This is a genomic window from Sphingomonas sp. CL5.1, assembly GCF_013344685.1.
Lineage (GTDB): Bacteria > Pseudomonadota > Alphaproteobacteria > Sphingomonadales > Sphingomonadaceae > Sphingomonas.
The window spans coordinates 3,742,328-3,765,955 of record NZ_CP050137.1; the positions used below are offsets into that span (position 1 = coordinate 3,742,328).

Annotated in this window: 21 protein-coding genes; 11 read left to right on the top strand and 10 right to left on the bottom strand. The window is 68.3% G+C overall.

The genetic code is table 11. The annotated features are described in order from the left end of the window. Positions 1-5: 5 nt before the first annotated feature. The 4 genes from F9288_RS17995 to F9288_RS18010 all read right to left on the bottom strand — a co-directional run bounded on the left by F9288_RS17995 (position 6) and on the right by F9288_RS18010 (position 3,298). Positions 6-794, bottom strand: coding sequence for an enoyl-CoA hydratase-related protein (locus F9288_RS17995; RefSeq protein WP_174838054.1), 789 nt, complete (start codon positions 792-794; stop codon positions 6-8). 139 nt (positions 795-933) lie between these two features. Then, complete coding sequence (gene mce, locus F9288_RS18000) at positions 934-1,353, bottom strand: methylmalonyl-CoA epimerase (protein ID WP_174838055.1); 420 nt, start codon at positions 1,351-1,353, stop codon at positions 934-936. Next, on the bottom strand, positions 1,350-1,775 hold the full coding sequence (locus F9288_RS18005) for a hypothetical protein (RefSeq protein ID WP_174838056.1): 426 nt from the start codon (positions 1,773-1,775) through the stop codon (positions 1,350-1,352). The genes mce and F9288_RS18005 overlap by 4 nt, the downstream gene beginning before the upstream one ends. Further along, positions 1,772-3,298 (bottom strand): acyl-CoA carboxylase subunit beta, encoded by a 1,527-nt coding sequence (locus F9288_RS18010; protein WP_174838057.1) that lies wholly within the window; start codon positions 3,296-3,298, stop codon positions 1,772-1,774. The genes F9288_RS18005 and F9288_RS18010 overlap by 4 nt, the downstream gene beginning before the upstream one ends. Positions 3,299-3,406: 108 nt before the next feature. Here F9288_RS18010 and F9288_RS18015 point away from each other — a divergent pair, with 108 nt between their 5' ends. Both F9288_RS18015 and F9288_RS18020 read left to right on the top strand, forming a co-directional pair. Beyond that, positions 3,407-4,765 carry a short-chain fatty acyl-CoA regulator family protein gene (locus tag F9288_RS18015; protein ID WP_174838058.1) on the top strand — a complete coding sequence of 453 codons (1,359 nt, stop codon included), beginning with the start codon at positions 3,407-3,409 and terminating at the stop codon, positions 4,763-4,765. Between the two features lie 209 nt (positions 4,766-4,974). Next, positions 4,975-5,505 (top strand): M23 family metallopeptidase, encoded by a 531-nt coding sequence (locus tag F9288_RS18020; RefSeq protein WP_174838059.1) that lies wholly within the window; start codon positions 4,975-4,977, stop codon positions 5,503-5,505. A gap of 15 nt (positions 5,506-5,520) precedes the next feature. On the opposite strand, the gene F9288_RS18025 is transcribed toward F9288_RS18020, so the two are convergent. Continuing rightward, positions 5,521-6,537, bottom strand: coding sequence for an aldehyde reductase (locus F9288_RS18025; RefSeq protein ID WP_174838060.1), 1,017 nt, complete (start codon positions 6,535-6,537; stop codon positions 5,521-5,523). Between the two features lie 105 nt (positions 6,538-6,642). Here F9288_RS18025 and acs point away from each other — a divergent pair, with 105 nt between their 5' ends. From acs to ftsH, 8 genes are all read left to right on the top strand, one after another. Then, entirely contained in the window at positions 6,643-8,580 is a 1,938-nt protein-coding gene (gene acs / locus F9288_RS18030; RefSeq protein ID WP_174838061.1) for an acetate--CoA ligase, read from the top strand. A 134-nt stretch (positions 8,581-8,714) separates the two neighbouring features. Then, on the top strand, positions 8,715-8,948 hold the full coding sequence (locus F9288_RS18035; protein ID WP_174838062.1) for a hypothetical protein: 234 nt from the start codon (positions 8,715-8,717) through the stop codon (positions 8,946-8,948). Positions 8,949-9,122: 174 nt separating this feature from the next. Continuing rightward, positions 9,123-11,402, top strand: a complete 2,280-nt coding sequence (gene ptsP / locus F9288_RS18040; protein WP_174839165.1) for a phosphoenolpyruvate--protein phosphotransferase — start codon at positions 9,123-9,125, stop codon at positions 11,400-11,402. Between the two features lie 116 nt (positions 11,403-11,518). Beyond that, a complete protein-coding gene (locus F9288_RS18045) occupies positions 11,519-12,454 on the top strand; it encodes a helix-turn-helix domain-containing protein (RefSeq protein WP_174838063.1) in 936 nt (311 codons plus the stop codon). Positions 12,455-12,520: 66 nt separating this feature from the next. Beyond that, entirely contained in the window at positions 12,521-13,444 is a 924-nt protein-coding gene (locus F9288_RS18050; RefSeq protein WP_174838064.1) for a YbgF trimerization domain-containing protein, read from the top strand. Positions 13,445-13,519: 75 nt separating this feature from the next. Beyond that, complete coding sequence (locus F9288_RS18055; protein ID WP_174838065.1) at positions 13,520-14,137, top strand: trimeric intracellular cation channel family protein; 618 nt, start codon at positions 13,520-13,522, stop codon at positions 14,135-14,137. Next, positions 14,137-15,108: a tRNA lysidine(34) synthetase TilS gene (tilS, locus tag F9288_RS18060; protein ID WP_174838066.1), complete on the top strand. Its 972-nt coding sequence runs from the start codon at positions 14,137-14,139 to the stop codon at positions 15,106-15,108. The genes F9288_RS18055 and tilS overlap by 1 nt, the downstream gene beginning before the upstream one ends. Positions 15,109-15,169: 61 nt before the next feature. Then, a complete protein-coding gene (ftsH, locus tag F9288_RS18065) occupies positions 15,170-17,137 on the top strand; it encodes an ATP-dependent zinc metalloprotease FtsH (protein ID WP_174838067.1) in 1,968 nt (655 codons plus the stop codon). 103 nt (positions 17,138-17,240) lie between these two features. Here the strand turns inward: ftsH and F9288_RS18070 are convergent, their stop codons facing one another. The 4 genes from F9288_RS18070 to F9288_RS18085 are packed head-to-tail and all read right to left on the bottom strand — an operon-like array spanning position 17,241 to position 21,300. Beyond that, the gene (locus F9288_RS18070; protein WP_174838068.1) at positions 17,241-17,792 is read right to left on the bottom strand and encodes a hypothetical protein; all 552 of its coding nucleotides are present in this window, start codon (positions 17,790-17,792) and stop codon (positions 17,241-17,243) included. 52 nt (positions 17,793-17,844) lie between these two features. Next, positions 17,845-19,089: a cytochrome P450 gene (locus tag F9288_RS18075; protein ID WP_174838069.1), complete on the bottom strand. Its 1,245-nt coding sequence runs from the start codon at positions 19,087-19,089 to the stop codon at positions 17,845-17,847. Between the two features lie 49 nt (positions 19,090-19,138). Further along, complete coding sequence (locus tag F9288_RS18080; RefSeq protein ID WP_174838070.1) at positions 19,139-20,386, bottom strand: ABC transporter permease; 1,248 nt, start codon at positions 20,384-20,386, stop codon at positions 19,139-19,141. Next, positions 20,383-21,300, bottom strand: coding sequence for an ABC transporter ATP-binding protein (locus F9288_RS18085; protein ID WP_174838071.1), 918 nt, complete (start codon positions 21,298-21,300; stop codon positions 20,383-20,385). The genes F9288_RS18080 and F9288_RS18085 overlap by 4 nt, the downstream gene beginning before the upstream one ends. 41 nt (positions 21,301-21,341) lie before the next feature. Between F9288_RS18085 and queG the strand changes: the two genes are divergently transcribed. After that, on the top strand, positions 21,342-22,379 hold the full coding sequence (queG, locus tag F9288_RS18090) for a tRNA epoxyqueuosine(34) reductase QueG (protein ID WP_174838072.1): 1,038 nt from the start codon (positions 21,342-21,344) through the stop codon (positions 22,377-22,379). Here the strand turns inward: queG and hemA are convergent. Next, entirely contained in the window at positions 22,363-23,607 is a 1,245-nt protein-coding gene (gene hemA / locus F9288_RS18095; protein WP_174838073.1) for a 5-aminolevulinate synthase, read from the bottom strand. The genes queG and hemA overlap by 17 nt on opposite strands. Positions 23,608-23,628: the final 21 nt, after the last annotated feature.

Below are 23,628 nucleotides of genomic sequence, written 5' to 3' on the forward strand. Positions count from 1 at the left end.
AGGCTTCACGCCCCCTTGAACACCGGTTTGCGCTTTTCGAGGAAAGCGAGGCCGCCTTCGCGCGCGTCCTGCGTGCCGCCGGCGAGGCGCTGGCCCTCGGCCTCGGCGCGCAGCACCTGCTCGAACGAGCCGTCGAGCGCGGTCAGGATGTTGCGGCGCATCGCCGACAGCGCGACGGTCGGACCGCCCGCCAGCCGAGTCGCCAGCGCCAGCGCCTCGTCCATTAGCGCGACATCGTCCACCGCCTTGTAGATCAGGCCCCAGCCTTCCGCCTGCTCCGCGCCGATCCGCTCGCCGAGCATCATCATCCGCGTCGCGCGCGGCTTGCCGAGCGCCCGCGTGAGCAGCCAGGTCGAGCCGCCGTCCGGCACCAGCCCGATGTTGACGAACGCCTGGAGGAAATAGGCCGACTTGCCCGCGAGCACGAAATCGCCCGCCAGCCCGATCGAGCAGCCGACGCCGGCCGCCGCGCCGTTCACCGCCGTCACCACCGGCACGTCGAGCCGCATGATCTGACTGAGCGCGGGGTTGTAATGGTTCATCAGCGCGCGATGGCTGGCGTCCCCGCCGCTCACCGCGCTCGCGCCGCCGCGCGCCTGAAGGTCCGCGCCCGAGCAGAACGCCCGCCCCGCGCCGGTGATGAGCACCGCGCGCGCGCCCTGAAGATCGTAGAGAGCGGCGCACAAATCCTCCGCCATCTGCAGCGAGGCGGCGTTGAGCCGATCCGGCCGGTTGAGCGTGATGACGAGGACGTCGCCCTTCTTCTCGGTCAGGATCGTTTCATATTCGGCCATATCGTGCGCTTCCTCTCTCTCGCCATTCACCGTCGTGCCGGGCTTGACCCGGCATCCAGAGCCGCAAATCCCGCCACCTGTCGCTCCGGATGCCGGATCAAGCCCGGCATGACGACAAAGAACAAGGCGGCGCGGCCCTTCAATGCGCCTCTTTCGGCGTTTCCATCAGTTCCACCAGCATCCCGCCGAAATCCTTCGGGTGGACGAAGACGATCGGCGTGCCGTGCGCGCCGATGCGCGGTTCGCCGAGCACGGTGGCGCCGCTCGCCTTCATATGCGCGACTGCCGCGTGGATATCCGGCACCTCGAAGCAGACGTGATGCTGCCCGCCGGCCGGGTTCTTCCTCAGGAACCCCGCGATCGGCGAGCTTTCGTCATACGGCTCGATCAGCTCGATCTGCGTGTTGGGCGCGTCAACGAAGCACACCTTCACCCCCTGCGCGGGCAGATCGAACGGCTCCCCGATCTTCTCCGCGCCGAGCAGCAGGCGGTAGGTCTCGACCGATTTCGCGATCGATGGCGTCGCGACGCCGATGTGGTTGAGGCGGCCCAGTTTCATAGATCATCCTTAGAGGAACGAAACATAACTGCTTTCAAAATTGCGGGATCAATTACGCGATCGACTTCACCTACGTCGCGACGCATCGCACGTAACGCCGCCGCCATCGCTTCCTGCGCGGCATCCGTTTTCAAATCCCGATAGCGGAATACTTCTGCGACACTTTCGATCACATCATGTGTCCCAACAAGCGCAATTCGAGCACGGATTTGCGCCATCGATGCCAGCGCAGCAGTGTGAGTGGAAGTCTCACGCGCATAAAAACTCAATTCACCCAAAGAAACAAAAAAGGCCGAATATAAATCCCACTTTGCCTGACGACTAAATCGCAGTCGCTCGAATGATCGCGTTGCCCGAGCTTGCATGAAACCGCCCAGGACAGCGGAAACAAGTCCAACCAAGGCAACGACGACGCCGTTCACAACGGAATGTTATCATGCTTCTTCCACGGATTCTCCAGCGCCTTGCTCCGGAGCTTTCGCAGACCCAGCGCGATGCGGCGGCGGGTGGAGTGCGGCTGGATCACCTCGTCGATGAAACCCTTCGACGCCGCCACGAACGGGTTGGCGAAGCGCGCTTCATATTCGCGGGTCTTCTCCGCGATGCCTTCCTCGTTAAGGCCACGGAAGATGATCTCCACCGCGCCCTTCGCGCCCATCACCGCGATCTCGGCGGTCGGCCATGCATAATTGAGGTCGCCGCGCAGATGCTTCGACGCCATCACGTCATAGGCCCCGCCATAGGCTTTCCGCGTGATGACGGTGATCTTCGGCACGGTCGCCTCGGCATAGGCGAACAGCAGCTTCGCGCCGTGCTTGATGATGCCGTTATGCTCCTGCGCGGTGCCGGGGAGGAAGCCGGGCACGTCCACGAACGTCACGATCGGGATGTCGAAGGCGTCGCAGAAGCGCACGAAGCGCGCCGCCTTCTTCGAGGAATTGATGTCGAGCACGCCCGCCAGCACCATCGGCTGGTTGGCGACGAAGCCCACCGTCCTGCCCTCGATCCGCCCGAAACCGCAGATGATGTTGCCGGCATGGCCCGGCTGGATCTCGAAGAAATCGCCCTCGTCCACCGTCTTACGAATTAGCTCGTGCATGTCGTAAGGCTGGTTGGCGCTCGGCGGGATCAGCGTGTCGAGGCCCGCCTCCAGCCGGTCCCACGGATCGTCGGTCGGGCGCTCGGGCACGGCGGCGCGGTTCGATTCCGGCAGGTAATCGACGAAATCGCGCACCGCGAGCAGCGCCTCGATATCGTCCTCGAAGGCATTGTCGGCCACGCTCGTCCTGGTGGTGTGGGTGACGGCGCCGCCCAGCGCCTCCTGCGTCACCACCTCGTTCGTCACCGTCTTCACCACGTCCGGGCCGGTGACGAACATGTAGCTCGAATCCTTCACCATGAAGATGAAGTCGGTCATCGCCGGGGAATAGACCGCGCCGCCCGCGCACGGCCCCATAATGACGCTGATCTGCGGCACCACGCCCGACGCTAGCACGTTCCTCTGGAACACCTCGGCATAGCCGCCGAGCGAGGCCACGCCCTCCTGGATGCGCGCGCCGCCCGAATCGTTCAGGCCGATGACGGGCGCGCCGACCTTCATCGCCATGTCCATCACCTTGCAAATCTTCTGCGCGTGCCGCTCGGACAGCGATCCGCCGAAGACGGTGAAGTCCTGGCTGAACACGAAGACGAGGCGGCCATTGACCGTGCCGGAACCCGTCACCACGCCGTCGCCGGGATAGACCTGGTCCTGCATCCCGAAATCGACGCAATTATGCTCGACGAACATGTCGAGTTCCTCGAACGAACCTTCGTCGAGCAGCACGTCGATCCGCTCGCGCGCGGTGAGCTTGCCCTTGGCGTGCTGCGCGTCGATGCGCTTCTGCCCGCCGCCAAGCCGCGCGGCGGCGCGCTTGCGTTCCAGTTCCTCGATCGTCGACGACATGCGTTTCTCCGGAATACGAGGTTTCTCCCTGACGCGCGCGGCGGCGAAGCGCAAATGCGAACTTGCGAAATTGCGAAGACAGCATTTGCGAATTAGAACGGGCGCACGATGGCGAGACTCTATGCCGGCCAGCAATTGCGCGCATTGCGCCTCTCCGCGGGGCTGAACCAGCGCGCGATGGCGGCGCGGCTGGGGCTGTCGGTGAGCTATCTCTCGCAGCTCGAAACCGGCGAGCGCCCGCTGACCGCCGCCGTCACCACCGCGCTCGCCCGCCACTATCCGCAGGCGCTGGCGGCGATCGAGGGCGAGGCGCCCGCGCGGCGGCTGGCGGCGCTGGGCGAGGCGCTGGCGGACCCGGCGGTCGCGCTGCTCGACGCGGACGAGGCGGCGCGGCTGGCGGAAGAGCGGCCAGAGATCGCCGACCGCCTCATCGCGCTGCACGCCGCCAAGCGCGCCGCCGAGGAACGGCTCGCCATCGCCGAGGAATCGATGACCGCCGGCACCGGCGCGCGCTTGCCGTGGGAGGCGGTGCGCGACTGGTTCCACGAGGCGGGCAATTACGTCGATCCGCTCGATCGCGCGGCGGAGGAACTGGCGGCGACCGCCGCGCCCGATTGGGATGCCGCCCTCACCCGCCACGGCATCGCCCTCGCCATCGACGCCGACGAGGACGCCCCCCTCGCCCGCTTCGACGGTGCGACGCTCACGCTCAAGGCCGCGCTGCCGCCGGAGAGCCGCCGCTTCCTGATCGCGCATCGCCTCGCCGCCACCGCCTTCGCGCGGGAGATCGAGACGATCGTCGCCGGCGCCGACGTGCCCGGCGCGGAGGCGCGGCGGCTGCTCGCGGTGGGCCTCGCCAATTATGCCGCCGGCGCGCTGGTGATGCCCTATGCCGCGTTCCGCGCGGAGGCGCGGCGGCTGCGCCACGATATCGACCGGCTCTCGCGCCGCTTCGGGGTGAGCTTCGAGCAGGCCTGCCACCGGCTCTCGACGCTCCAGCGCGCGGGGGCAGAAGGTGTGCCCTTCTATTTCTGCCGCGTCGACATGGCGGGCAACATCACCAAGCGCCATTCCGCCACCCGGCTGCAATTCGCGCGGTTCGGCGGGGCGTGCCCGCTGTGGCATGTCCATGAGGCGGTCGCGATCCCCGACCGTATCCTCGTCCAGCACGCCGAGACGCCCGACGGCGTGCATTACATCTCGATGGCGAAGGGGCTGGTGAAGCCCTCCGGCAGCTTCGCGCGTGCGCCGCGCCGCTACGCCGTGGTGCTGGGCTGCGAGGCGACCCACGCCGCCGATTTCGTCTATGCCGACGCGGTGGACCGCACCCGCGCGCCGACGCCGATCGGCATCTCCTGCCGCCTGTGCCCGCGCGACGATTGCGACCAGCGCGCCTTCCCGCCCACGGATCGCGCGATCGCGGTGGAGCCATCGGTGCGCCGGGTGGTGCCGTATCGGGTGGTGTGAGACGGGGGGGCTGATTTACGATGCCTGGCCGCCGTTTCCGGCCGCCGCAATTGCTGACGCTCGGGGCGCGTGTTAGCGTGGGCGCCTTCGCCTTGATGGCTGGAACGGCTTTCTCTCCAGTCGCTTGACGCTGCTGCGGAGTATCAACGATGAGCCTTGTATTGTTTGCTTTGGCGGCGGCCACGAGCGCCCCTTCCAGAAGCGCCGCCGTGTACCGGCTGCCCTTCGCCGATGGAACGGCGGTGAAGGTCTTCGACGATTTTCGGAGTCATCGTCCGCGCGGGCGGATCGATCTCTATGCCGTCGACGGCGAGAAGCCCTATCGCGTGGTCGCCGCGCGGGCGGGCAGGATCGTGGCGATCCAGGACGATTACGCCGAGCAGCAGAGCGGCCGTCCCGCCGCCGAATGCCACAACAACTACGTCTGGATCGCCCATGAAGACGGCGAATGGAGCAATTATTCGCACCTCGCCCACCATTCCGTGACCGGCAAGGCCGGGCTGAAAGTCGGCGATCGGGTGAAAGCGGGCGCCTATCTCGGGGATGAAGGCGCGGTCGGCTGCGCCATGCTCGATCATGTCCACTTCGAGGTGGTCCGCCCGCCAAGCGGCCCCGGCATCGACGCGGGCGGCTTCCTCCTCGACAATGCCGATAGCAAGCGGGAACTGGAGCCGCGCTTCTGCGGCGTTCCCCGGCAAACGGTCGTCAAGGACGGGACATATATCGCGCGGCCGTGCTGAAGCGCGCGGGTCCAGCTAGACCTTCACGATCCCCCGCTCGATCAGGCTCTCCGCCGTGTCGACGATCGAATCCCCCTCGTCGCGCGTCTTCCAGCCGAGCACGCGCTCCGCATGGCTTGCGTCGGTCGCCCGCACGCGACCGAGTTCGCCGACGATCTGCCCCACGCCGCCGTCGAACAGGCCGATCAGCCGCACGACGAAATCGGGGATGCGGCGCTTCGGCACCTTGCGCGCCTTCTCGCCCAGCCGCGCGCGCAGGATCGCGCCGCCCTCCTCGATCATCATGAAGCGCCCCGAGCCGATGAACCGCTCGCCATCCAGCCCCGGCGTCTCCAGCGCGCGCAGGTGAAGCTCGGCTAGATCGCGCACGTCGACCACGCCGAAGCCGATGCGCGGGAAACCGGGCAGCGATCCGTCAAGCATCCGCTGCACGAGCTGGATCGAGGTGGAGAAATCCGCGCTCATCACCGGCCCCAGCACCGCCGCCGGATTGACCGAGCAGAATTCCATCCCCGCGCCGTTCTCCGCCATCCAGTCCCGCGCGGCGCGCTCCGCGATCGTCTTGGATTTGACATAGGCCGAGATGCCCGGCGCGGTAACGTCGGTCCAGTCCGCCTCGGTGTAGAGGCCGCCATCGAGCGGTTCGTGGCCATAGGCCACCGCCGCCACCGACGAGGTGAGGACGAACCTTTTCACCCCCGCTTCCTTCGCGAATCGCAAGGCGCGCAGCGCCCCGTCGCGCGCGGGGCGGATCAACGCCTCGTCCGGCATCTTCGCCGCCGGGAAGGGCGAGGCGACATGCGCGACGTGAGTGCATCCGGCCATCGCCGCCGCCCAGCCGTCGTCGCGCTCCAGATCGGCGGCGAAGAAGCGCAGCCGCTCCGCCGGCACGCCCAGCGCGGCGCGCACCTCCGGCTCCCTGGCGAGGTTGCGGATCGTGGCGTTGACGGTCCAGCCACGCTCGACGAGCAGGCGGATCAGGAAGCCGGCGATATAGCCGCTGCCTCCTGTCACGAGCACGGTGCCGCCCATCGCCAATCCTCCAGAATGTCGCATCGGGTTTTATAGCGAAACCGATGCACTGCCAAGTTGTCCGGCGGCGGCGGCGGAGCTACGGGAATCGCAAAGGAGAGTTCGATGGCCGAGCAGGAGCTGTACCCCGTCCCCGCCGAATGGAGCGCCGCCGCGAAGGTCGATCACGCGCGCTACGACGCGATGTATCGCGCGAGCATCGGCGACCCGGACGGCTTCTGGCTGGAGCAGGCGAAGCGGCTCGACTGGGTGACGGCGCCGACCAGGGCCGGCGACTGGTCGTTCGACGAGGACGATTTCCGCATCGAATGGTTCAGGGACGGCGTGCTCAACGTCGCCGCCAATTGCATCGACCGCCATCTCGCCGAGCGCGGCGATCAGGTCGCGATCATCTGGGAGCCGGACGATCCGAAGGAGGAGCCGCGCCGCTACACCTATCGCCAGCTCCACGAGGAAGTGTGCCGCTTCGCCAACGTGCTGAAGGCGCAGGGCGTGCGGAAGGGCGATCGCGTCACCGTCTATCTGCCGATGATCCCGGAGGCGGCGTTCGCGGTGCTGGCCTGCGCGCGGATCGGGGCGATCCATTCGGTCGTGTTCGGCGGCTTCTCGCCCGACGCGCTGGCGGGGCGCATCCAGGATTGCGATTCGAAGATCGTCGTCACCGCCGACGAGGGCCGGCGCGGCGGCAGGCGCGTGCCGCTCAAGGCCAATGTCGACGAGGCGGCCACGCGCACGCCGAGCCTCGAGAAGGTGATCGTCATCAAGGCGACCGGCGGCGATGTCGCGATGGGCGCGCGCGACGTCTGGTATCACGAGGCGGCGGAAGGCGTCTCGACCGATTGCCCCGCCGAGCCGATGGCGGCGGAGGACCCGCTGTTCATCCTCTACACCTCCGGCTCGACCGGCAAGCCGAAGGGCGTGCTGCACACCACCGGCGGCTATCTGCTATGGGCCGCCTTCACTCATGATCTCGTGTTCGATTACCGGCCGGGCAACGTCTTCTGGTGCGCGGCCGATATCGGCTGGGTCACGGGGCACACCTATATCCTCTACGGCCCGCTGGCGAACGGCGCGACGACGCTGATGTACGAGGGGCTGCCCAACTGGCCCGACGCCAGCCGCATCTGGCAGGTGATCGACCGGCATCAGGTCCATACCGTGTTCACCGCCCCCACCGCGCTGCGCGCGCTGATGAAGGAGGGCGACGAGCCGGTGCGCCGCACCAGCCGCGCCTCGCTCCGGCTGCTCGGCACGGTCGGCGAGCCGATCAACCCGGAGGCGTGGCGCTGGTATTACGACGTCGTCGGCGAGGGCCGCTCGCCGATCGTCGACACCTGGTGGCAGACCGAGACCGGCGGCGCGCTGATCGCCCCGCTCCCCGGCGCGACCGGCCTGAAGCCCGGCTCCGCCACGCTGCCGCTCCCCGGCGTGCAGCCGCAACTGGTGGACGAGGCCGGCAATGTGCTGGAAGGCGCGGCGAGCGGCAATCTGTGCATCGTCGCGAGCTGGCCCGGCCAGATGCGCACGGTGTGGAACGACCATGCGCGTTTCTTCCAGACCTATTTCACCACTTATCGCGGCAAATATTTCACCGGCGACGGCTGCCGCCGCGACGGGGACGGCTATTACTGGATCACCGGCCGGGTGGATGACGTCATCAACGTCTCCGGTCACCGCATGGGCACCGCCGAGGTGGAAAGCGCGCTGGTGCTCCACCCGCAGGTCGCCGAGGCGGCCGTGGTGGGGATGCCGCACGAGGTTAAGGGACAGGGCATCTACGCCTATGTCACGCTCAACGCGGGCGAGGCCGCGTCCTCCGATCTTAACGCGGCGCTCAAGCAATGGGTTCGCAAGGAGATCGGCCCGATCGCCACGCCCGACGCGATCCAGTTCGCGCCGGGCCTGCCCAAGACGCGCTCCGGCAAGATCATGCGCCGCATCCTGCGCAAGATCGCGGAGGGCGACACCTCGAACCTCGGCGACATCTCGACGCTGGCCGATCCTTCCGTGGTGGAGGATTTGGTCGCTAACAGAATCGGTTAATCCCCCGAATCCCCCGATTCACCTTTCCGTAACGGGATTCGTCCAGCGTGGCGCTTGACGAATCGGTTCGAATCGGACCGGAATAGCTTCGATCCATTCATAATCGCAGCTATTCCCGTGGGTCGGGGGGTCGCATGGCAAAGCACGGGTCCGGCACGCCATTACCGCCGGAAGAGATTGAACGCATCCTGTGGTCGGCGCGCCGCGCCGGCACGATCCTGATTCTCCCGCGCGAACAGCCCCAGCTTGCGATCGAGGCATTGACCGACCAGGGTCTGGTCCGCCGCCAGCTCGGCCATATCGTGCTGACGTTGCAGGGGCAGGAACGCCGCCGCAAGTGCGCGCATTACATGGCCGCCCTCGCCTGAGGCGAAACGCGGCGGCGATAGATCAACGGATTTCGCGGCAACCACTTCCATCATCCGGCCTCACGCGCGGCGCGGCGGGATGCCGCATCCGCCCGCCGGTTCCTTCCTCATCCGTCCTGCCCGCCAACATAATGTTGCGTGGCACCCAAGTCTCCGCTCTGATAGCTGATGACCATGCCGCTGTCCGCCGCCGCCTCCGCCCGCGAGATCCTCGTCCGCCTCCACGATGTCATGGCGGCGCGATCGAATGCGCAGGCCAAGCTCAATCAGGTGGTCGAGATCATCGGCGAGGCGCTGGATAGCGAGGTCTGCTCGATCTACCTGCTGCGCGAGGGCGTGCTGGAATTGTTCGCGACGCGCGGCCTCGATCCGGCGGCCGTGCACGTCACCAAGCTCGCGCTCGGCGAGGGGCTGGTCGGCACGATCGCGGCGGACGTGGAGGTGCTCAATCTCGACGAGGCGGCGAGTCATCCGCATTTCGTCTATCGCCCCGAAACCGGCGAGGATCGCTTCCAGAGCTTCGCCGGCGTCCCGATCATCCGCCGCGAGCGCGCGGTCGGCGTCCTCGCCGTCCAGCATCACGAAGCGCGCAAATATGCCGATGTCGAGATCGAGGCGCTTCAGACGGTGGCGATGGTGCTGTCCGAGCTGATCGCCAATGCCGGGCTGATCGACGGGCCCAGCGGCGCGGCCGACGGCACGCGCCCGCAATCCACCGCCAGCGTGCGCATCTCCGGCCAGAAGCTGGTGGACGGCATGGCGGCCGGCTATGCGGTGTTCCACCAGCCGCGCATCACGATCGAGCATACCGTCGCGGAGGATACCGAGGCGGAGCGTCACCGCGTCTATGCCGCGTTCGACAAGATGCGCGAGCAGATCGACCGCATGACGCGCGAGGCGGAGTTCGGCGTCGGCGGCGAGCATGAGGAGGTGCTCGCCACCTACAAGATGTTCGCTTACGACGAAGGCTGGGGCCGGCGCATCAACGAGGCGATCGACAGCGGTCTCACCGCCGAAGCGGCGATCGAGCGCGTCCAGCAGCGCACCCGCCAGCGGATGCGCCAGATCGACGATCCGCTGCTGGCGGACCGAATGCACGATCTGGAGGATCTCTCCAACCGCCTGCTGCGCATCGTCTCCGGCCAGATGGGCACCGCCGCGCAGCTTGGGCTGAGGCAGGATACGATCCTGATCGCGCGCAATCTCGGCCCGGCGGAACTTCTGGAATATGATCGCCGCCGGCTGAAGGGCGTGATCCTGGAGGAAGGCTCGCTCACCGCGCACGTCACGATCGTCGCGCGGGCGATGGGCGTCCCGGTGCTGGGCCGCGCGCGCGACGTGCGGCGGCTGATCGCGGATGGCGACCTGCTCCTGCTCGACGTCAGCGAAGGCTCGGTCGTCGTGCGCCCCTCCGCCGGGATGGAGGAGGCGTTCGACGCCAAGCTCGCGCTACGCCAGAAGCGCCGCGCCGCTTATGCCGCGCTGCGCGAGGTCGCGCCCGAGACGAAGGACGGGCACCGCCTGACGGTGATGGTCAACGCCGGCCTGCGCGACGACGTGGCCGCGCTGGACCTGACCGGCGCGGACGGGATCGGGCTGTTCCGCACCGAATTCCAGTTCCTCGTTTCCGCCACCCTGCCCTCGCGCGAGCGGCAGCAGCGGCTCTATCGCGAGGTGCTGGACGCCGCCGGCGACCGCCCGGTGGTGTTCCGCACGATCGATATCGGCGGCGACAAGGCGCTGCCCTATCTCAAGGACGATCCCGCCGGGGAGGAGAATCCCGCGATGGGCTGGCGCGCGCTGCGGCTCGGGCTGGAGCGCGACGGGCTGATGAAGGTGCAGGCCCGCGCGCTGCTGGAGGCGGCGGCCGGGCGCACGCTCAACGTGATGTTCCCGATGGTGTCGGAGGCGTGGGAGTTCGACGAGGCGCACGCGCTGTTCGAGGCGCAGCGCGACTGGCTCGCGGCGCGCGGCCGGCGGCTGCCGAACGAGATCCGCTACGGCGCGATGCTGGAGGTGCCGAGCCTCGCCTACCAGCTCGATCTCCTGCTGCCCAAGCTCCAGTTCCTGTCGATCGGCACCAACGACCTGACGCAGTTCCTGTTCGCCGCCGACCGCGCCAATCCCAAGCTGGCCGAGCGCTACGACTGGCTCTCCGCCGCGATCCTGCGCTTCGTGGCGAGCGTGATCGAGCCGGCGCGGGCGGCGGGCGTGACGCTCACCGTGTGCGGCGAGATGGGCGGGCGGCCGCTGGAGGCGATGGCGCTGATCGGCCTCGGCATCGAGCGGCTGTCGATCACCCCGGCTGCGGTCGGCCCGATCAAGGCGATGATCCGCTCGCTCGATCGCGGCGCGGTGATGAGCGAGATGCAGCGGCTGCTCGCCGCCCCGCCGCGCGATTTTCGCGGCGCGATCGCCGCTTTCGCCGCCGCGCAGGGCGTCGAATTGGGCTAGATGGTGGACCAGCGCCCGGCACGCGCGATTGACAGGCCAGTCCGGCTTTGGGACACGTCGCTGGAACAGCGGGCCGAGCAATATTCGAGGGTCGTGGTCCGCAGCCGGAGATTTCGATGACCGACGCCGCCCCCGGCGAACAGACGACGCTTTTTCCCCGCCCGGTCGGGGAGCGGTTGCGCAGCGCGCGCGAGGCGCAGGGCATGTCGCTGGCGGAGATCGCCGCGCGCACCCGTGTGCCGCAGCGCCATCTCGAGGCGATCGAGAACGGCAGCTACGATTCCCTCCCCTCGCCCACCTATGCGGTGGGGTTCGTGCGCGCCTATGCCCGCACCGTCGGCGAGGACGAGGTGGATCTGGCCCGCGCCACGCGCGAGGAAGTGGCGCGGATCGGCCGCCCGGTCGCGCAATATCAGCCCTATGAGATCGCCGATCCGTCGCGCGTGCCCTCGCGCGGGCTGGTGATCGTCGCCGCCGGCGTGGCGCTGGCGGTGGTGGTGCTCGCGGTCCTGTGGTTCGCGGTCGGCATGTGGCGGGGCAGTGGCGGCCCCGGCGCCGCGCCGGCCCCGGCGGTGAGCGTCCCGGTTCCCGCCAGCCATGCCTCCGCCACGCCGCAAGCCGGCCCCGGCCATGTCACGCTGACCGCCAGCGACAGCGTGTGGCTGCGCGTCTATGACGCCGACAACAAGACGCTGTACCTCGGCACGATGAAGGCCGGCGACCGCTATGACGTGCCGCCCGACGCCAGGGACCCCAAGATCAACGTCGGCCGCCCGGACAAGCTGACCGTGACGCTGAACGGCTCGGCGCTGCCGCCGCTCGGCGACGGATCGCATCCGATCAAGGACGTGCCGGTCAGCGCCGCCGCGCTCGCCGCGCGCGTATCGGCCGGCAGCAATGCGACGGCGGCTCCCGCGGCCGGGCCCTCCGCCACGCCGTCGCCGCGCGCCTCGGCCACGCCCGCCGCCGCCCGCCCGCCCGCTTTCGCCGATCCGGCTCCAGCCGCGCCGGCCGACGCCGGCAATGCGGCGGCGACCGACGCGCGGGATTGATCGCGATCACGGAATGATGTCTTGGTTGGCTGGAGGGCGCCTTTCGCGCTCCGAGGGATGACGGCGATGCGCAAGTTGGTGTTGTTGGCAGGTGCGGCGATGTGCTGGGCGGTTCCCGCCGCCGCGCAATCGGGGCTGGATGGCCGCGTCGGCAAGCTGGAGAGCGAGATGCGCGCGGTGCAGCGCAAGGTGTTCCCCGGCGGCACGCCCTCGATCGAGCCGCAGATCACCGGCGCGCCCGCGCCGGAGCGCGAGATCGGCGCCCCCGCCACGCCGGTGATCGCCGATCTCACCCAGCGCGTCGGCTCGCTCGAGCAGCAGATGGCCTCGATGACCGGGCAGATCGAGCAGGCGCAATATCGCGTGCGGCAGCTAGAGGAGCAGTTCGCCGCGTACCGCAAGGAAGTCGACGCGCGCTTCAACAGCGCCGGCCCCGCGCCGGGCACCGGCGGCCCGGTGGAGAGCACGGGCGCGACGACGCCCGCCCCGGCGGTGCCCGCGCCCGGCCGCAAGCCCGAAGCCTCCGCTCCCGCGCCCGCCGCCGGCAAGGACCCGGCGCGCGCGAAGCTGGTTGCCGCGATCGAGAAGCCCAGCACCGCGCAGCCCGACGAGGACGATTATATCTACGGCTACCGGCTGTGGGCCGCGAAGCTCTATCCGGAGGCCGAAGCGCAGTTCAGGAAGGTGGTCGCCGACTATCCACGCTCCCGCCGCGCCAGCTATGCGCAGAACCTGCTCGGCCGTTCCTATCTCGACGACGGCAAGCCGAGCCTCGCCTCGATCGCGTTCTACGACAATTACAAGAAGATGCCGGACGGCGAGCGCGCGCCCGAGAGCCTCTATTACCTCGGCCAGGCGCTGATGAAGCTCAACAAGCCGGCCGACGCCTGCAAGGTCTATGGCGAGCTGACCGACGTCTATGGCGCCAAGATCGACGCCGCGATGCAGGCCAACATCGCCCGCGCCCGCGTGGCGGCGAAGTGCAAGTGACGGACGCCATCTGACGGAGATCGCAGCCGCCGGCGGGCATGACGCGGGCGCCGGTTTGCCTTATGCGCGATCGCGATGGGCCTCCCGATCGAATCTTTCCTGCCGTGGCTGGATATCGCCGGGCTGTCGGTTTTCGCGGCGTCCGGCGCGCTCGCGGCGGCGCGCAAGCGGCTCGATTTCGTCGGCGCATGTTTCTTCGCGCTCATCACCGCGACCGGCGGCGGGACGCTGCGTGACATCCTGATCGGGGCGCCGATCTTCTGGATGCACGATCCCGCCCCGGCGATCCTCTGCGTCGTCATCGCCGTCGCCGCATGGCTGGTGCCGCTGCGCTGGTGGCCCGAACGCGCGCTCGACTGGTTCGACGCGGCTGGGCTGGCGGCCTATGCGGTCTATGGCGCGGGCAAGGCGCTCCATTTCGGCATTTCCCCGATCCCGGCCATTGCCGCCGGGATCATCACCGCCTGCATCGGCGGGGTGATCCGCGACATCACCGCCGGGGTGCCGTCGATCCTCATGCGACACGAGCTGTACGTAACCGCCGCATTGGCGGCGGCTTCGGTGTTCGTCGGCCTGACGCTGGCCGGCATGGCCGCGCCCTGGCCGGCGCTCATCGGATTCGGCCTCGGCTTCGCGATGCGCGGCGCCGCGATCCGCTGGAAGCTGGCCTTGCCGCCGCACCGGGGAAGCTGATGCCCTCACCCGCCGCCATCGACCGTTTCCGCGCCGATCTCGCCCGCGTCGCGCCGGGCACGGGCCGGCTCGCGCTCGCCGTGTCGGGCGGGCCGGACAGCATGGTGCTGCTCGCGCTCGCCCATGCGGCGCTGCCGGCCGGCGGGGTGATCGCCGCGACCGTCGATCACCGCCTGCGCCCCGCCGCCGCCGAAGAGGCCGCGATGGTCGCGCGGCATTGCGCGGCGCTTGGCGTTCCCCACACCATCCTCGCGCCGTCGGGGCCGATCGCGGGCGCGAGCATCCAGGCGCTGGCGCGGGAAGCGCGCTATGCGCTGCTGGCGGACTGGGCGCGCGAACATCGCGCCGACGCGCTCGCGACCGCCCACCATGCCGACGATCAGGCGGAAACCTTCGTGATGCGCGCCGCGCGCGGCTCGGGCGTCGCGGGGCTTTCCGGGGTGCGCGCGCGCGCGGTGATCGCCGGCTTCCCGGTGGCCCGCCCGCTGCTCGGCTGGCGACGGGCGGAACTGCGCGCGATCGCGGCGGCCGCCGCCGCGCCGTTCGTCGACGATCCCAGCAACGCCGATCCACGCCACGACCGCACGCGGTTCCGCGCATTGCTCGCCGCGACGCCGGCGCTCGATCCGCTCGCGCTCGCCCGGTCCGCCGCCGCGCTGGCCGAGGCGGAGGAGGCGCTGGCGTGGAATGTTGAGCGGCTATGGGCGGAGCGCGCGCGCGACGATTCGCCGCTTACCCTCGACGTCGCCGGCCTTCCGCGCGAATTGCGCCGCCGCCTCGCCCGCCGCGCGATCGCGGAGACGCGGGCGCGCCACGCCGTCACCGCCCCGCCGTGGAGCGAGGCCGCCAATATCGAGCCGTTGCTCGATTCGCTCGAGGCCGGCGCACGCGCGACCCAGGCCGGCGTGATGCTCACCCCGCGCGGCGATTCATGGACGGTCGCGAAGGCGCCGCCGCGTCGATCACACTGAACGCCGTTGTTCCATTGGCATTAACCTCTCGTCGCCTATATTAGGGCGTGAAAGGTAGCGCATGATCGACAAGGACAAGCAGCCCGGCTCCGACAACAACGGCGGCGGCCCGAACCCATGGATGAAAAGCCTGCTCATCTGGGTGGGCATTCTGCTGGCGCTCGCGCTGGTCGTCACGATGTTCGACAGCAAGACGCCGGCCGCGCAGGGCAACACGATCGCCTATTCGACCTTCCTCGACAAGGTCGATCAGGGCACGGTGAAGGACGTCAACGTCAGCCGTGACATGATCACCGGCACGTTCAAGTCGGGCGACAAGTTCAAGACCTATCCGGTCACCGATCCGCAGCTCACCGACCGGCTGCGCAAGGCGAGCGTCGCCATTTCCGGCAAGCCGGAGGACGGCCCGTCGATCTGGCAATATGTGCTGGTGCAGGCGCTACCGTTCATGCTGTTCCTCGGCATCGCCTTCCTCGTGATGCGCCAGATGCAGAAGGGCGGCGGATCGGGCGCGATGGGCTTCGGCAAGAGCCGCGCGCGGATGCTGACGCAGAAGGAAGGCAAGGTCACCTTCGATGACGTCGCCGGCATCGACGAGGCGCGCGAGGAATTGCAGGAGATCGTCGAGTTCCTGAAGGACCCGTCGAAATTCGCCCGCCTCGGCGGCAAGATCCCTAAGGGCGCTTTGCTGGTCGGCTCGCCCGGCACCGGCAAGACCCTGCTCGCCCGCGCCATCGCGGGCGAGGCGGGCGTGCCGTTCTTCACCATCTCCGGCTCGGACTTCGTGGAGATGTTCGTCGGCGTCGGCGCGTCCCGTGTGCGCGACATGTTCGAGCAGGCGAAGAAATCCGCCCCCTGCATCGTGTTCATCGACGAGATCGACGCGGTCGGCCGCCATCGCGGCGCGGGCCTCGGCAACGGCAACGACGAGCGCGAGCAGACGCTGAACCAGCTCCTCGTCGAGATGGACGGCTTCGAGGCGAACGAGGGCATCATCATCATCGCCGCGACCAACCGGCCTGACGTGCTCGATCCCGCGCTGCTGCGGCCGGGCCGTTTCGACCGGCAGGTGGTCGTGCCGCGCCCCGATATCGAGGGCCGCGTGAAGATCCTCGAAGTCCATATGAAGAAGGTGCCGCTGGCGCCCGACGTCGACAGCCGCACCATCGCGCGCGGCACGCCGGGCTTCTCCGGCGCAGACCTCGCCAACCTCGTCAACGAGGCGGCGCTGACGGCCGCGCGCAAGGGCAAGCGCCTCGTCGCCATGGCCGAGTTCGAGGAGGCCAAGGACAAGGTGATGATGGGCGCCGAGCGCCGCTCGATGGTGATGACCGAGGACGAGAAGCGGATGACCGCCTATCATGAGGCGGGCCATGCCATCGTCGCGCTGCACGAGCCGGCGTCGGACCCGATCCACAAGGCGACGATCATCCCGCGCGGCCGCGCGCTGGGCATGGTGATGCGCCTGCCGGAACGGGATTCGTACAGCTATCACCGCGACAAGATGTATGCGAACCTCGCCGTCTCGATGGGCGGGCGCGTCGCGGAGGAGATCATCTTCGGCTACGACAAGGTATCGTCCGGCGCGTCGGGCGACATCCAGTACGCCACGGGCCTCGCGCGCGACATGGTCACCAAATGGGGCATGTCGGACAAGGTCGGCCCGGTCGAATATTCGCAGCCGGAGGGAGAGAGCTTCCTGGGCTACTCCTCATCGCAGCCCGTGCGCATGTCGAACCAGACGCAGCAGCTGATCGACGACGAGATCCGCACGATCGTTGAGGGCGGACTCGCGCGCGCCAAGCAGGTGCTGGGCGAGCATATCGACCAGCTTCACTCGCTGGCCGGCGCGCTGCTCGAATATGAGACGCTGACCGGCGACGAGATCAAGAAGCTGATCGCCGGCGAGGAAATCGGCCGCGCCGATCACGGCCCGAAAGCGGCGGCGGTGCGTGCCGCCGGCACCTCGATCCCCAAGACGCGGCGGCCGACCGGACCGTTCGGGAATCCGTCGCCCGCCGGGGCGTGACGCCGGCGGGGGCCTACAGTTCGGTTTTTAAGGAAGCCCCGGCCGTCGCGTCGGGGCTTTTCCTTTGGCGGCTATTGGGTGGTGAATGCGGACAGCTCCGCGATCAGGGCGGAGTCTGCATGAGGCCGTCAGTCTCAATGATGCGGATCACATGAACCAAATGATCCGGCCCGAATCGATACCTCACCGCGCGCGTTTTATAACGCGGATCGAAGATTGCGTGGGAATCTTCTGGCAAGTCCGATCTGTCATCGTACCGGTCTATGACAAGGACGGAATCATATCCTTCGACATAGCCCAGGACGCGGCGGTCCACCTTGCCTAATCGATGGCGCTCCAGCGCGAGCCAGGTCGCTTTATCCGACGCGACTTCCTTGTCGTTTACCCACACCGTCAGGTCATTTGCCAGTTCCGCGGCGTATTGACCGAATGTCGCCGCCGTCTGTGTCGGGATGACCTGTCTGGCGGCATTGATGATATATTCTGGCGGCGGCGGTCCTGGCGATGCAAACGCAGTATTCGCCTGCGCCAGAGAGAAGGCAGTCGCCACTTGGAGCAGAATGCGCATCGGGGCGCATGGCAAAAGCCGGATATCGCGCAGCAACCGGAACGCGCTCATCGGCGAAAAGCCATCCGCATTCTTGCCTTCAGCCAACCGGCAGCAACCAACCGGAGGCGGGTTTTCCCGCCTCCGGGGCGCCCCCTTATCAATAGCGGCTCAGTTCCACCGGCAGCTTGCGATAGCCGTGGACGAAACAGGCGGAAACACGCTCCGGCGCGCCGGTGACGTTCACGCGCATCCGGCGCTTGGCCATTTCCTCCAGCAGGATGCCGACCTGCAATTCCGCCAGCCGCGCGCCGACGCAGCGGTGGATGCCGTGGCCGAACGCCAGATGCCGCCGGGCGTTGGCGCGATCGACCACGATGTCGTTCGCATCATCGCCGAACACCGTCTCGTCGCGGTTGGCGGAGATATACCATAGCGCCAGCTTGTCGCCGGCCTTGATCTGCTGCCCCATCAGCTCGGTATCCGCAGTCGCGGTCCGGCGCATGTGCGCAAGCGGGGTCTGCCAGCGGATCACCTCGCTCACCGCATTGGGGATCAGCGACGGATCGCCCTCCAGCTTCGCGCGCTGGTCGGGGAATTTATCGAGGCCATAGGCGATCGCCGACATGGTGTTGCGCGTCGTGTCGTTGCCGCCGACGATCAGCAGGATCAGGTTCCCGAGGAACTCGAAATGATCCATGTGGCTCATCGCATCGGAATGGATCATCATGCTGATGAGGTCCGGCGTCTGCGGCTTGCCGACCTTCTGGTTCCACAGGTTCTGGAAATAGGCGCCGCATTCGTACATATATTCCAGCCGCTGCTGGCGCAGTTCCTCGTTCTTGACGATCTCGATATCGCCGGCCCAGTCGGACCAGAAGGTCAGCTTGCGCCGGTCCTCCCACGGGAAATCGAACAGGATCGCCAGCATCTGCGTGGTCAGTTCGATCGAAACCTTGTCGACCCAGTCGAAGCCCTCGCCATAGGGCAGGCTGTCCAGCACCTCCGCCGTGCGGCGGCGGATGTCGCCGGACATGCGCGTCATCTCGGACGGGGTGAAGGCCGGCGCGACGGTGCGGCGCTGGCCGGTATGCACCGGGCGGTCGCGCGCGATGAACATCGGCATCCGCACGTCCGACGATTCCTCGATGAAATCGGCGAGCGTGATGCCGCCGGCTTCGGAGGAATAGAGATCGGGCAGCGATTCGACCTCGACGATCGGCTTGTAGGTAGAGACCGACCAATACGGCCCATATTCCGAATGCTCGACCCGATGCACCGGCGCGGTAGCGCGCAACGTCGCGAACGGCGCCTGCCAGGTATCGTCGCGGTAAAGCTCCGGTCGGCTGACGTCGAGCGGATCGACGGCACCGAATTCGCTCGCATCCTTCGCCAGCGTGGCCATGACTATCTCCTCATCCTTGTGATGAAGAAAGCCATAGCTGACACGAATGTCAATAGCCGACGCGATCGGGCGCCTGCTCCGCGCGGTTGAACAGCTTGCGCCACGCGCCCGCCGGGCTGCCGGACTGGAGCACGCCACGCCGGAACAGCCGCGCGCCGATCATGACGAACACCCCGACCCACAAGGCCTGCCAGCCAAGCGCGAGCAAATGCGGCCACAGTTCCGGCGCATTCACCGCGCGCGCGACCATCGCGAAGGGCGACGACAGCGGAAAGACCTCGGCGAAGGTCGCCATCCAGCTTCCCGGATGCGACGCGGCGGCGGAGGACAAGGCGAACATCCCGACCTGCGTCACGGTGATCGGCAGCGAGAGCATCTGAATCTCGCGCATCGTCGAAGCCTGCGCGCCGACGCCGAGGAACACCGATCCGAGCAGCAGATAGGCCATCGCGAAATAGGCCACGAACAGCAGGGCGAACGGCGCGGCCCCGACGGCGGGCGCCGCCATGCCGGCCAGCCCGCCGCCCGGCAGCAGCGCGCCGATCTGGCTCACCACCACGCCCCAGAAGGCGACGAACAGCGCCGCCACGCCGAACATGCCGATCAGCTTGCCGAGGAACACGCTTTCCAATGGCACGGCGGCGGCGAGCACCTCGATCACCTTGTTGTTGCGCTCCTCCGCCATCGTGCCGACCACCTGGCCGGAGAGGAACAGGGTAAGGAAGAACACGCCGAACACCGCGAAGAAGGCGGAGGCGCCGCGCGTGCGGGCGCTCGGGCGCTCGCGATCCACCACGGTGATCTGCGGGAGGGAGCGCGCCGCCGGATCGCGCGCGACGCGGGTCGCGCGGTCGGCAAGCGCGGCGAGATAGGCGCCCGCGCGCCGGGCGTCGGCCGCGCGCAGGATCTGCGGCCGATCGAGCGGCCCGGCAAGCGTCGCGGCAACGTCGACACCGGGCGTCGCGAGCGCGGCGCGCGCCTGCGAGAACGCATCGCCCGCCGGCGCGCGAATCTCCAGCGCGGGCGGACTGGCATCGCGCGGGAAGATCGGGCGCAGCGCGGCGTCCGCCTCGCGCAGCAGCGCCGCCTCGCGCGCGGGCACGATCGCCACGACGCGCGCCTTCTCGGCGGCGCCATCGGAGACGCTCTGCGCCCCCAGCCCGCCGATCGCGCCGAATGCCCCCATGACGACGGGCGCGAGCAGGAATAGCAGAAAGATCGGGGTGAACACCGTGGCGACGAAATCGCGCCGCGCGATGGTCAGCGCCTGGCGGACGGCGCGGGGGACCAGGCTCATGCCGCTTCCTCCCGATCCGCCTCGCCGACGATGCGGACGAATGCCTCGTGCAGCCCCGGTCGCTCGATCGACAGGCCGGAAATGCCGTGGCCAGCGTCGATCAACCGCTTGAGCAGCCCCTCGATACCCTCGCGCGGCAGTTCGAAGCGCCATCCCTCCCCCGCCGGCACGGCGTCCGGCGGCAGCAGCGCGCGGATCGCGCCATCGGGGAAATGCGGCGTGTAGAGCACCTGTTGCGGCAACAGCGCGCGCGCCTGCTCCACCGTCCCCTCGAAGCGGCGCTTGCCACGCGCGATGATCGCCAGCCGGTCGCACAGCCGCTGCGCGTGGGCCATCACATGCGTGGAGAACAGGATCGTCGCGCCGCGATCGCGCTCGGCGAGCACCAGCGCTTCCAGCCGCTCCTGATTGACCGGATCGAGGCCGGAGAAAGGCTCGTCGAGCACCAGCAGTTCGGGCCGATGCACCACCGAGCCGAGCAACTGGACGAGCTGCGCCATGCCCTTGGACAATTTGCGAATCTTCTGGTCGGCGGCATGACCCAGGCCGTTCTGCTCGAGCAGCGCGACCGCCCGCTCGCGCCCCTCCGCCCACGGCAGGCCGCGCAGCGCGCCCATGAAGGCGATCGCCTCGCGCGCCTTCATCGCCGGATAGAGGCCGCGCTCCTCCGGCAGATAGCCGACCAGATCGCTCGCATCGCGCGGATGGCTGAAGCCGAGCAAGGTGCGGCTGCCCTCGTCCGGCTCGATGATGCCGAGCAGCGTGCGCAACGTGGTCGTCTTGCCCGCGCCGTTCGGGCCGAGCACGCCATAGACCGTGCCACGCGGCACGATCAGATCGAGCCCGTCCACCACGCGCCGTCCGCCGAAACGCTTGACGAGGCCGCTGGCGGTGATCGCTGGATTATCGCTCATGGTCTCCGGCATGTGCTAGCGGATAGCCGGTGGAAGTAAACATGCCCTTCGAATCCCGCCTCAAGACGAAGGCGGCCGAACTCGGCTTCGCGGCCTGCGGCATCGCGCGCGCCGACGCCGCCCCGCGCGCGGCGGAGCGGCTGCGGGCATGGCTGGCGGAGGGCGCACACGGCGACATGCTGTGGATGGAATCGCGCGCGCATCATCGCGAAAGCCCCGCCGGGCTGTGGCCCGAGGCGCGGAGCGTGATCGCGCTCGGCATGAGCTACGCCCCGCGCGAGGACCCGATGCGGCTGGCGGCGGAGCCGACGCGGGCGCGCATCTCGGTCTATGCGCAGGGGCAGGATTATCACGATATCGTCAAGAAGGCGCTGAAGGCGCTCGCCCGCTGGATGGTGGCGGAGGCGGGCGGCGATCTCAAGGTGTTCGTCGATACCGCGCCCGTCATGGAAAAGCCGCTGTCGGAGGCGGCGGGCCTCGGCTGGCAGGGCAAGCACACCAATCTCGTCAGCCGGTCGGATGGAAGCTGGCTGTTCCTCGGCGCGATCTACACCACGCTGGCGCTGGAGCCGGACGAGGCCGGGCGGGACACATGCGGCTCGTGCGATGCCTGCCAGCGCGCCTGCCCGACCGACGCCTTCCCCGCGCCCTATCGCCTCGATGCGCGGCGCTGCATCTCCTATCTGACGATCGAGCACGCCGGGCCGATCCCGGAGGAGTTCCGGGCGGCGATCGGCAACCGCATCTACGGCTGCGACGATTGCCTCGCCGCCTGCCCGTGGAACAAGTTCGCGAACGCCGCGCACGCCAACATGGCCTTCGCGCCGCGCGCGGAACTCGTCGCGCCGCATATCGACGAATTGCTCGGGCTGGACGACGCAGGCTTCCGGCAGGTGTTCGCCGGCTCCCCGATCAAGCGCATCGGCCGTGACCGGATGGTGCGCAACTGCCTGATCGCGGCGGGAAACAGCGGAGACATCGCGCTGGCGAGCGCGGTGACGCCGCTGCTCGACGATCCGAACGAGGTGGTGCGGGAAGCGGCGCGCTGGGCGATGGCCCGGCTTACGCCGCCTTCCTGATCTCCAGCCGGTCCCAGATCTCGGCCAGCGCGTCGGTCAGCTCCTGCATCATCGCTTCATTGTGCGTCGGGCCGGGGGTGAAGCGCAGCCGCTCGGTGCCGCGCGGCACGGTGGGATAGTTGATCGGCTGGACGTAGATGCCGTATTCCGCCAGCAGGATATCGCTGATCTTCTTGGCCTTCACCGGATCGCCGACCATCAGCGGCACGATGTGCGTCTCGCCCATCATCACCGGCAGCCCGGCCTCGGCGAACATCGCCTTCAGCTTCGCCGCCGACGCCTGCTGCCCTTCGCGCTCCACGCTGCTCGCCTTGAGGTGACGGACGCTCGCCAGCACGCCGGCGACCAGCACCGGCGACAGCGAGGTCGTGAAGATGAACCCCGGCGCATAGGAGCGGATCACGTCGATGATCACCTTGTCGGCCGCGATATAGCCGCCCATCACGCCGAACGCCTTGCCCAGCGTGCCCTCGATGATCGTCAGCCGCTCCGCCACCGCGTCGCGCTCGGAGATGCCGCCGCCGCGCGGGCCGTACATGCCCACCGCATGCACCTCGTCGAGATAGGTCAGCGCGTTATACTTGTCCGCAAGGTCGCAGATCGCCGCGATCGGCGCGACATCGCCCTCCATCGAATAGACGCTCTCGAACGCGATCAGCTTCGGCAGCGAGGGATCGGCCGCCGCCAGCAATTCCTCCAGATGCGCGAGGTCGTTGTGGCGGAAGACGTATTTCTCGCAGCCCGAATTGCGGATGCCCGCGATCATGCTGGCGTGGTTCAGCTCGTCGGAGAAGATGATGCAGCCCGGCAGCACCTTCGCCACCGTCGCCAGCGTCGCCTCGTTCGAGACATAGCCGGAGGTGAACAGCAAGGCGCCTTCCTTGCCGTGCAGGTCGGCAAGCTCGGCCTCGAGGTCGATATGGTAATGGGTGTTGCCGCCGATGTTGCGCGTGCCGCCGGAACCTGCGCCGACATCGTGCAGCGCCTCCTCCATCGCCGCGATCACCTTCGGATGCTGGCCCATCGAGAGATAGTCGTTCGAGCACCACACGGTGATCGGCTTCGGCCCGTTATGTCCGGCGAAGCACCGCGCGTTGGGGAACATGCCCTTGTTGCGCAGGATGTCGATGAACACGCGATAACGGCCCTCGGCGTGAAGCCGGTCGATCGCCTGGTTGAAGACCCGTCCGTAATCCACCGGACGCGCCTCGTGATGCTCGATGCTCATGTCCCGGCCGCTTACCGCGAT